The following is a 9479-nucleotide window of genomic DNA, read 5'->3' on the forward strand; positions in this document are numbered from 1 at the left end:
TCCCTGCATTCTGAATGGCGGGCGGTTCTCGGCGCCGCAGGTGACGAGGATCGGCGTCGATCGAGACGGCATTGCCGATCTCGAGGCGCTGACTACTGCGCTCTCCGCGCATGACAAGGCTGCCGGCCTGCCGCTGGTGGCGATCCATGCCGCCAACAACGAGACGGGGGTGATCCAGCCGATCGGACGCATCGCCGAGGTCGTCAAGGAAGCGGGCGGCGTGCTGGTCGTCGATGCCGTGCAGGCGGCAGGGCGGATTCCGATCGACATGTCAGCCGGTTACGCCGATTATCTGATCCTGTCCTCGCACAAGATCGGCGGTCCGAAGGGCGTCGGCGCCATCGTCGCCCGGGCCGACCTGATGATGCCGAAGCCGCTGATCAATGGCGGAGGCCAGGAAAAGGGCCATCGCGCCGGCACCGAGAATCTTCCCGGCATTGCCGGTTTCGGTGCCACGGCGCGGGCAGCACTCGCCGGCCTGGAAGACATGGAAGCGGTCGCGCGCCGTCGCGACGAGGTCGAGGCGATCGTGCGGGAGCTCGTCCCTGATACGGAAATCTTTGGAGCGGCCGCGCCAAGGCTTGCCAACACGACATTCTTCGCTATTCCCGGTGTCAAGGCCGAGACGGCGCAGATCGCCTTCGATCTTGCCGGTGTAGCCCTGTCGGCCGGTTCCGCCTGTTCGTCGGGGAAAGTCGGGCCAAGCCACGTGCTGAAAGCGATGGGCCACGGCGAGAGCCTTGGCGCCTTGCGCGTCTCGATTGGCGGCGCTACCGGCGCCGAGGAGATCGAGGCGTTCCGGGCGGCTCTGGCGGGCATAGCCGCGCGTCGGGCTGGAAAAGAAAAGGCTGCCTGACGGCGGCAGGGCATCGGACAAGAGATCCCGGGCGGCTCTTGAAATCCGGTGTTCAAAAGACGACTTCAGGCCATCCGGCCTGGTAAAGCCGTGCGTTTCGTTTGGACGGGTGAATTTCCGGCCGGAACGCACTATATGGAGCTTACTCCGCAGCCGAGTCCTTCCCGGGGCGCGTTTGTGCGGTGCCATAGTTTGAAAACTGCCGGGCCTTGACCCCGGCGTGGATGGAGAACGCTTATGCCTGCTGTGCAGGAGACGATCGATCGAGTCCGAAAGATCGACGTCGACCAGTATAAATATGGATTCCAGACAGAGATCGAGATGGACAAGGCCCCCAAGGGCCTGAGCGAAGACATCATTCGCTTGATCTCCGAGAAGAAGGGCGAGCCGGACTGGATGCTGGAATGGCGTCTGGGCGCCTATAGGCGCTGGCTGACGCTGGAAGAGCCGACCTGGGCGCGCGTCCACTATCCGAAGATCGACTTCCAGGACATCCACTACTACGCGGCGCCGAAGAGCACGCCGGGACCGAAGTCGCTGGACGAGGTCGATCCCGAATTGCTCAAGGTCTACGAGAAGCTTGGCATTCCTTTGAAGGAGCAGGAGATCCTCGCCGGCGTGCAGAAGACCGACGCTTCGGAGTTGGAGGAGGCCAACGACAACGTCTACAAGTCCGGCCGCGTCGCGGTCGACGCCGTGTTCGATTCCGTCTCGGTCGTCACCACCTTCAAGAAGGAGCTGGCTCAGGCCGGCGTTATCTTCTGCTCGATCTCGGAAGCGATCCGCGAGCATCCGGAGCTGGTGCAGAAATATCTGGGCTCGGTCGTGCCCACTTCCGACAATTTCTACGCCACGCTGAACTCGGCCGTGTTCACCGACGGCTCCTTCGTCTTCGTGCCGAAGGGCGTGCGCTGCCCGATGGAGCTGTCGACCTATTTCCGCATCAATGAGAAGAATACCGGCCAGTTCGAGCGCACGCTGATCATCGCCGAGGAGGGGGCCTATGTCTCCTATCTCGAAGGCTGCACGGCTCCCCAGCGCGACGAGAACCAGCTGCATGCCGCGGTGGTCGAGCTGATCGCGCTCGACGATGCCGAGATCAAATATTCGACGGTGCAGAACTGGTATCCCGGCGACGCCGAGGGCAAGGGCGGCATCTATAATTTCGTCACCAAGCGCGGCGACTGCCGCGGCCATCGTTCGAAGATTTCGTGGACGCAGGTCGAGACCGGCTCGGCGATCACCTGGAAATATCCGAGCTGCATCCTTCGCGGCGACGATTCCAGCGGCGAGTTCTATTCGATCGCGGTGTCGAACGGCTATCAGCAGGTCGACAGCGGCACCAAGATGATCCATCTCGGCAAGAACACGTCGAGCCGCATCATCTCCAAGGGTATTGCCGCCGGCTTCTCGCAGAACACCTATCGCGGCCAGGTCTCGGCGCACCGCAAGGCGACCAACGCCCGCAACTTCACCAACTGCGATTCGCTGCTGATCGGCGACCAGTGCGGCGCGCACACCGTGCCCTACATGGAAGCCAAGAACGCGACGGCGAAGTTCGAGCACGAGGCGACGACGTCGAAGATATCCGAGGACCAGAAGTTCTACGTGATGCAGCGCGGGATTCCCGAGGAAGAGGCGATCGCGCTGATCGTCAACGGCTTCGTCAAGGACGTCATCCAGCAGCTGCCGATGGAGTTCGCGGTCGAGGCGCAGAAGCTGATCGGGATCTCGCTGGAAGGCAGCGTGGGCTGACTAAGTGGAACGGCGCTCCTGGAAATTCTTCGAGCGTATCCAGAGTTTGATAGTCATCGTTCTGATGCTCTTGCTGACGCTGGCTATTGGAGGTGCCGTGGTGGCTTTAATAGGCGCGATATTCGGCTTGAGTTCGGTAAGGAATGTTGGTGGTTCGATTGCGACCCTAGGCGCGGTAGGTTTTTTTGGCTGGATGATCGTTACTGGCGATCTTGCGGGCGCTCTTCTGGGGAAATCTCGTCAAGGACCCGGCGTCGAGGACAACAAGAACACGAAAGTAGAAGATAATGCTTGAGATCAAGAATTTGCATGCCCGCATCGTCGAGGACGGCACGGAGATCATCCGTGGCCTGAACCTGACGGTCAAAGCCGGTGAGGTCGCCGCCATCATGGGCCCGAACGGTTCGGGCAAGTCGACGCTGTCCTACATCCTTGCCGGTCGCGAGGATTACGAGGTCACGGAAGGCGACATCCTCTACAACGGCCAGTCGATCCTCGAAATGGATCCGGCCGAACGTGCTACCGCCGGCATCTTCCTTGCCTTCCAGTATCCGATGGAGATACCGGGCGTCGCGACCATGGAATTCCTGAAAGTGGCCATGAACGAGCAGCGCAAGGCGCGCGGCGAGGAGCCCCTGAAGGTTCCGGAATTCCTGAAGCGCGTGAAGGACGCCGCCGCTTCGCTCAACATGGACATGAACATGCTGAAGCGGCCGCTCAATGTCGGCTTCTCCGGCGGCGAAAAGAAGCGCGCCGAGATCCTGCAGATGAAGCTGCTCGAGCCGAAGCTCTGCGTGCTCGACGAGACCGATTCAGGCCTCGACATCGACGCCCTCAAGATCGTCGCCGATGGCGTCAACGCGCTGCGCTCGCCGGAGCGCGCGATCGTCGTCATCACCCACTACCAGCGCCTGCTCGAGCACATCGTGCCGGACAGCGTGCACGTGCTCTACAAGGGCCAGGTCATCAAGTCTGGCGACAAGTCGCTGGCGCTCGATCTTGAAACCAACGGCTATGCCGGCGTGATCGGGCAAGCCGCGTGAGATGGGGCCAAGTGAGGCAAGAGCAATGAACATGCACGCACAGCTCCAGCGGACATTGGCCGAAACGGCGCTGATCGACGCCTTCGGCGAGCGGCTATCGCTGCTGCCCGGCGACGGCGCGGTGATGGTCAAGCGCGACGACGCGATCGAAGCGATCAAGCACGGCCTGCCGACGCGCCGCGTCGAATCCTGGCACTATACGGACCTGCGCCGGCTGCTGACCTCGGTGCCGGTCTTCGAGGCCGGGGACATCGCAAAGGCGCTCGATCCGGTCCTCGACGGTTCGGCCGTTCTGCCGGTGCTGAACGGCGTTTCGAGCGCCAAGGCTCCCGAGATCGAAGGCGTCACGGTGCAGCGCCTGTCGGAGAAGCTCACAGACGGCAGTATCGCGCCGGGGCTCGATCGCTATGGCGCCGATGACGCAATCGGCGCGCTGAACACGGCCTTCGTCGCCGACGGCTATTTCGTCGACATCGCCGACGGCACCGAGCTGGAAAAGCCGATCGAGCTGCAGAACCTCCAGGCCGGCGGCCAGACGCATGTGCGGCTCCTGGCACGTGTCGGTGCCGGCGCCAAGGCAATCATCGTCGAGCGTCAAGCGGGAGAGGGCGGCGAAGCCGCGCTCGTCAGCTCGGTCAGCCAACTCGTGGTCGGCGACGGCGCCGAGGTGACCTGGCTGGTCGTGCAAGAACAGCCGGACACGGCGACGCACCTTGCTCAGTTCAAGGCGCATATTGGGAAGGACGCGAAGCTGACGCTGTTCGTGATGAACGCCGGCGGTAAGCTGGTGCGCCAGGAAGTCGTGGTCAGGACGACTGGCGAGGGCGCCGATTTCAAGCTGCGCGGCATCAACCTTCTGGCCGGCGACACGCATACCGACACCACCATGGTGCTCGACCATGCCGTGCCGCACACCGCCTCGACCGAAGTGATCCGCAACGTTGTGACCGGCAAGGCGCGGGGTGTCTTCCAGGGTCGCATCAACGTCCATCAATACGCGCAGAAGACCAACGCCAAGATGGCGTGCAACACGCTGCTCCTGTCGGACGAGGGTGAGTTCTCGACCAAGCCGGAGCTGGAAATCTTCGCCGACGACGTCGTCTGCGGTCACGGCGCGACGGTCACGGAGATCGACCACAACCATCTGTTCTATCTGATGGCGCGCGGCATCGACGAAAAGGCGGCTCGAGGGCTGCTGGTGAAGGCTTTCGTCGCGGAAGTGATCGAGGAACTGGACGACGAGGCGCTCGTCGATGCGCTCGAAGCGCGGCTCGACGCCTGGTTTTCGACGCACGGATAGCGCTTTCCCCTTCTCCTACTTGGGAGAAGGTGAATTGGCGCGGAGCGCCAAGACGGATGAGGGGTGCTGGACGGAGTGAGGCGAAGCCTCGAAAGACCTTGTGATGGACCAGAAGATCGAAACCGCTCCCTACGACGTCGAGGCGATCCGCCGCGACTTCCCGATCCTGTCGCGGCAGGTCTACGGTAAGCCGCTAGTCTATCTCGACAACGGCGCCTCGGCGCAGAAGCCGCAGGTGGTGCTCGACACGATCCAGCACGCCTATTCCCAGGACTACGCCAATGTCCATCGCGGCCTGCATTTTCTGTCGAATGCCGCGACCGATGCTTATGAGAAAGCACGCGAGACGGTACGCCGCTTCCTCAATGCGCCGAGCACCGACAACATCGTCTTCACCTCCAACACCACCTCGGCGATCAACACGGTCGCCTATGGCTACGGCATGCCGAGGGTCGGCGAGGGCGACGAGATCGTGCTCTCGATCATGGAGCACCACTCCAACATCGTGCCCTGGCATTTCATCCGCGAGCGGCAGGGCGCGAAGCTTGTCTGGGTGCCGGTCGACGATCTCGGCGCCTTCCATATCGAGGAATTCGAGAAGCGGCTGACGAACCGCACAAAACTCGTCGCCATCACCCACATGTCGAACGCGCTGGGCACGGTGACGCCGATCAAGGAGATCGTGCGCATCGCGCATTCGCGTGGAATTCCCGTGCTCGTCGACGGCAGCCAGAGCGCCGTGCATATGCCGATCGACGTGCAGGACCTCGATTGCGACTTCTTCGTCTTCACCGGCCACAAGGTTTACGGGCCGTCCGGCATCGGCGTGCTCTACGGCAAGAAGCACATGCTGGAAGCGATGCGGCCCTTCATGGGTGGCGGCGAGATGATCGAGGAGGTGACGGAAGACATCGTCACCTACAACGAGCCGCCGCACCGTTTCGAGGCCGGCACGCCGCCGATCGTGCAGGCGATCGGGCTGGGCGCCGCGCTCGAATATATGGAAAAGGTCGGCCGCGAGCGCATCGCGGCGCATGAGGCGGACCTCAAGAATTACGCGCACGAGCGGCTGCGCACCATCAATTCGCTGCGCATCTTCGGCGACGCGCCCGGCAAGGGCGCCATCATCTCGTTCGAATTGCAGGGCATCCACGCCCATGACGTGTCGATGCTTATAGACAGGCAAGGCGTCGCGGTCCGCGCCGGCACGCATTGCGCCCAGCCGCTGTTGAAACGCTTCGGCGTAACCTCCACATGCAGGGCATCGTTCGGCATGTATAACACCAGGGCCGAAGTCGACGCTTTGGCCGATGCGCTGGAAAAGGCGCGAAAGTTCTTCGGGTGACGACCATGGAAGATGCGAGCACCACCGCAGAGACCGCGCCGGAAACGGCCGGTAACGGCCTCGTCTCAGCCTCGGCGATCCCGGCCGACGAGTTGGCGCGGCTGACCGACGATATCGTCTCGGCGCTGAAGACGGTCTACGATCCGGAAATCCCGGCTGACATCTACGAGCTCGGCCTCGTCTACAGGATCGACATCGAGGACGACCGGACGGTCAAGATCGACATGACGCTGACCGCGCCGGGCTGCCCGGTGGCTGGCGAGATGCCGGGCTGGGTCGAGAACGCCGTCGGCGCCGTGGAGGGGGTTTCGGGCGTCGAGGTCAACATGGTGTTCGACCCGCCGTGGACACCCGACCGGATGTCGGAAGAGGCGCAGGTCGCGGTTGGATGGTACTAGCCAGCGACCCCACTAAGGTTGGCTGGCTTGCAGCAAAGGTGAAACTTCACCATCTTAAAGGCAGACTCATTCCGCGGGCCTTGAACCCGCGCGAACGTGGAGAACGACATGGGACGCTTCGCCGTCATCACGATGACCGACAAGGCCGCGGACCGCGTGCGTGAGATCGTCGCTACGCGCGACAACGCGCATGGAATCCGCCTTGGCATCAAGAAGGGCGGCTGCGCCGGGATGGAATACACGGTCGATCTGGTCACCGAGCCTAACCCCAAGGACGATCATATCGAGCGCGACGGCGCGCACGTCTATGTCGCGCCGGAAGCGGCGCTTTTCCTGCTCGGCACCGAGATGGATTTCGAGCAGACGACGCTGCGAACCGGCTTCACCTTCAGGAATCCGAACCAGAGTTCGGCCTGCGGCTGCGGCGAATCCGTCGAGCTGAAGCCGGCCGATCTCAAGGCGCTGGCCGAGGCGCGCGCTTCAAGCGCTGCCTAGTGATCGCCGAGGCATATCGCTGGCGATGTGCCTGCTGTGACCAGGAGTTCACCGGACTTCCCACCGATATAGCCTTTGGCGCACCGGTGAATCCAGACGCGCTTGACGAGGTAGCTCGGTCGACTTTCCGCAAGAACGACGATTTTTGCGTGGTGAGCTACGCCACGGGGCAAACAGACCGCTTCATTCGTTGCCTGCTGCCCTTGCCCGTACCTCAGTTGTCCGAAGAGTTCTGTTTCGGTGTTTGGATGTCCGTCTCGGAAAGAAGCTGGAATGTCTATCGAGCCGGGTTTGATAGCGGCCAATATGAGGACGAGCTCTGCTTCGGGTATCTGATGCACGACATTCCTGAATATCCGAGCTCGATGCACCTGCATGCCAATGTTGTGTTTCAGCCCGGCAATCTGCGTCCCAGGGTTTTTCTGCATGATGCAGACCACCCTTTGGTCACCGCGCAGCGCGAAGGGGTAGATGTGACACAGATCGAGCGCTGGGTTGCGCTAACCCATCGCCCTTAGATGCAGGCTTAGTTGACCCACAAGCCGGTGCGCTTGTGCCAGTCGGCGATCGATTCTTCGGGATAGAGCTCGAACACCTTGTCGTTCTTGCCGATCGCCGGTTCGACCCAGTTCGCCTTGTATTTCAGCATCAGATGCACCTTTTCCGGCGGCTTCGGCAGGTCGCTGTCGATCGCCGAGGCGAAGGGGTGGACGAGGTCCGGCCAAGTCGGGTCGTAGAGCCAGAGCGCGGCGCCGCATTTCTTGCAGAAATTGCGCTCGCCGGTCGAGACCTCGCAGTGCGGATGCTCGTCGTCCTCGATCTCAGCGCGGTAGACGCCGAGATTGGGCTTGCCGGTGACCTTGAGCGTTTCGTTGTCGGCGCCGAGATTGATGGCAAAACCGCCGCCGCCCTGCTGCTTGCGGCAGATCGAGCAGTAGCAGAGCATGAACGGCACGGGCGTGTGACTTTCCACCTCGAAGCGGACGGCGCCGCAGCGGCAGGAGCCTTTGAGCAGGACAGGCATGGCGCGAAACTCCATTTCATGTCTCAACCTGTCAGCATGCTGTTGGTTGCTGCGATGACAAGGCCCACGCCGGATGAGATGCTTGCGGCATGGACAATGACCGCCTCGAAGAATTGTTCGAGAGCCTGGGGCCGATCAGCATCCGAAAACTGTTCGGCGGCAAGGGCATCTATTGCGACGGCGTCATCGTCGCGGTCGTGGTGCGCGGCGAACTAATGCTGAAGGCCGACGAGGAGACGATCCCCGAATTCGAGGCCGCCGGCTGCAGCCAGTGGACCTATACGGGCTCGCGGCACGGCAAGGAGGTTGCGATGCCCTATTGGAGCGTTCCCGACAGCGCCTTCGACGATCCCGACGAAATGGCAGTCTGGGCGCGGCGCGCTCATGAAGCGGGGCGGCGCGCGGGCAGATAAGGCCTACAGCGCCTTCGCGATCTCCGCCGCCAGCCGCGCATTGTTCTCGACCAGCGCGATGTTGGTCTTGAGGCTGCGGCCGCCGGTGAGCTCCAAAATCTTCGACAGGAGGAACGGCGTCACGGCTTTGCCGGTGATGTTCTGCGCTTCGGCCGCCTTCTGCGCGGCCTGGATGTAGCCGTCCATCTCGGCTGCCGGGATCTCGTCGCTCTGCGGCACCGGATTGGCGACTAGTATGCCGCCGCCGAGGCCCAGCGCCCGCCGCGTACGGTAGAAATGCGCGATATCTTCAGGCGCATGCAACGTCAGCGGCGCGCGGAAGGGCGATTGCCTGGACCAGAAGGCCGGCATGGTCTCGCAGCCATGGCCGATGACTGGCACGCCGCGCGTCTCCAGCACTTCCAGCGTCTTTTCGATGTCGAGGATCGCCTTGGCGCCGGCCGAGACGACGACGACCGGCGTGCGCGCCAGCTCGTCGAGGTCGGCCGAGATGTCAAAACTCTTTTCGGCGCCCTTGTGCACCCCGCCGATGCCGCCGGTGGCGAAGACCTTTATGCCGGCCATGTGCGCGGCGATCATGGTGGCGGCCACGGTGGTGCCGCCGGTGCGCTTTTGGGCGACGGCAAAGCCGATATCGGCACGCGACAGCTTCATGGCGTCGCCGGTCATGGCAAGCGATTCGCGCTCGCCATCGGAAAGGCCAATCTTGATGCGGCCATCGACCACGGCGATCGTCGCCGGCGCGGCGCCGCCATCGGCGATGATCTGCTCGACCTTGGCGGCCATCGCGCCATTGTCGGGGTATGGCATGCCGTGGGTAATGATGGTGCTTTCCAGCGCCACCACAGGC

The 9479-nt window shown here is 62.8% G+C and carries 12 protein-coding genes; 10 read left to right on the forward strand and 2 right to left on the reverse strand.

The genetic code is table 11. The annotated features are described in order from the left end of the window. The 9 genes from EOA32_RS27780 to EOA32_RS27820 form a co-directional block, all read left to right on the forward strand. A partial coding sequence (locus tag EOA32_RS27780) for a cysteine desulfurase family protein (protein ID WP_145971368.1) occupies positions 1-856 on the forward strand: 856 nt, incomplete at its 5' end. Between the two features lie 237 nt (positions 857-1093). Beyond that, on the forward strand, positions 1094-2611 hold the full coding sequence (gene sufB, locus EOA32_RS27785; protein WP_067328280.1) for a Fe-S cluster assembly protein SufB: 1518 nt from the start codon (positions 1094-1096) through the stop codon (positions 2609-2611). A 4-nt stretch (positions 2612-2615) separates the two neighbouring features. Then, on the forward strand, positions 2616-2906 hold the full coding sequence (locus EOA32_RS27790; RefSeq protein WP_095829960.1) for a hypothetical protein: 291 nt from the start codon (positions 2616-2618) through the stop codon (positions 2904-2906). After that, complete coding sequence (gene sufC, locus EOA32_RS27795) at positions 2899-3654, forward strand: Fe-S cluster assembly ATPase SufC (protein WP_066995090.1); 756 nt, start codon at positions 2899-2901, stop codon at positions 3652-3654. Before EOA32_RS27790 ends, sufC begins: the two co-directional genes overlap by 8 nt. Positions 3655-3679: 25 nt before the next feature. Beyond that, positions 3680-4954 carry a Fe-S cluster assembly protein SufD gene (sufD, locus tag EOA32_RS27800; protein WP_128373418.1) on the forward strand — a complete coding sequence of 425 codons (1275 nt, stop codon included), beginning with the start codon at positions 3680-3682 and terminating at the stop codon, positions 4952-4954. A gap of 103 nt (positions 4955-5057) precedes the next feature. Then, a complete protein-coding gene (locus EOA32_RS27805) occupies positions 5058-6299 on the forward strand; it encodes a cysteine desulfurase (protein WP_128373419.1) in 1242 nt (413 codons plus the stop codon). A gap of 5 nt (positions 6300-6304) precedes the next feature. Then, positions 6305-6697 (forward strand): SUF system Fe-S cluster assembly protein, encoded by a 393-nt coding sequence (locus tag EOA32_RS27810; protein ID WP_066995299.1) that lies wholly within the window; start codon positions 6305-6307, stop codon positions 6695-6697. A 108-nt stretch (positions 6698-6805) separates the two neighbouring features. Beyond that, positions 6806-7192, forward strand: a complete 387-nt coding sequence (gene sufA, locus EOA32_RS27815) for a Fe-S cluster assembly scaffold SufA (protein WP_066995098.1) — start codon at positions 6806-6808, stop codon at positions 7190-7192. Further along, entirely contained in the window at positions 7192-7710 is a 519-nt protein-coding gene (locus tag EOA32_RS27820; RefSeq protein ID WP_189407428.1) for a DUF2199 domain-containing protein, read from the forward strand. The genes sufA and EOA32_RS27820 overlap by 1 nt, the downstream gene beginning before the upstream one ends. 8 nt (positions 7711-7718) lie before the next feature. On the opposite strand, the gene EOA32_RS27825 is transcribed toward EOA32_RS27820, so the two are convergent. Next, positions 7719-8216, reverse strand: coding sequence for a GFA family protein (locus EOA32_RS27825; protein ID WP_128373421.1), 498 nt, complete (start codon positions 8214-8216; stop codon positions 7719-7721). An 89-nt stretch (positions 8217-8305) separates the two neighbouring features. Here EOA32_RS27825 and EOA32_RS27830 point away from each other — a divergent pair, with 89 nt between their 5' ends. Continuing rightward, positions 8306-8629 (forward strand): TfoX/Sxy family protein, encoded by a 324-nt coding sequence (locus EOA32_RS27830; RefSeq protein WP_128373422.1) that lies wholly within the window; start codon positions 8306-8308, stop codon positions 8627-8629. Between the two features lie 3 nt (positions 8630-8632). Here the strand turns inward: EOA32_RS27830 and EOA32_RS27835 are convergent. Then, on the reverse strand, positions 8633-9479 hold an 847-nt coding region (locus EOA32_RS27835), incomplete at its 5' end, for a pseudouridine-5'-phosphate glycosidase (protein ID WP_145971369.1).

The sequence above is a fragment of the Mesorhizobium sp. M1A.F.Ca.ET.072.01.1.1 genome (assembly GCF_004023325.1).
GTDB lineage: Bacteria > Pseudomonadota > Alphaproteobacteria > Rhizobiales > Rhizobiaceae > Mesorhizobium.

Coding starts and splice junctions, on each gene's coding strand:
- sufB (WP_067328280.1), top strand. CDS start 1,094: ATGCCTGCTGTGCAGGAGACGATCGATCGAGTCCGAAAGATCGACGTC.
- sufC (WP_066995090.1), top strand. CDS start 2,899: ATGCTTGAGATCAAGAATTTGCATGCCCGCATCGTCGAGGACGGCACG.
- sufD (WP_128373418.1), top strand. CDS start 3,680: ATGAACATGCACGCACAGCTCCAGCGGACATTGGCCGAAACGGCGCTG.
- EOA32_RS27805 (WP_128373419.1), top strand. CDS start 5,058: ATGGACCAGAAGATCGAAACCGCTCCCTACGACGTCGAGGCGATCCGC.
- EOA32_RS27810 (WP_066995299.1), top strand. CDS start 6,305: ATGGAAGATGCGAGCACCACCGCAGAGACCGCGCCGGAAACGGCCGGT.
- sufA (WP_066995098.1), top strand. CDS start 6,806: ATGGGACGCTTCGCCGTCATCACGATGACCGACAAGGCCGCGGACCGC.
- EOA32_RS27825 (WP_128373421.1), bottom strand. CDS start 8,216: ATGCCTGTCCTGCTCAAAGGCTCCTGCCGCTGCGGCGCCGTCCGCTTC.
- EOA32_RS27830 (WP_128373422.1), top strand. CDS start 8,306: ATGGACAATGACCGCCTCGAAGAATTGTTCGAGAGCCTGGGGCCGATC.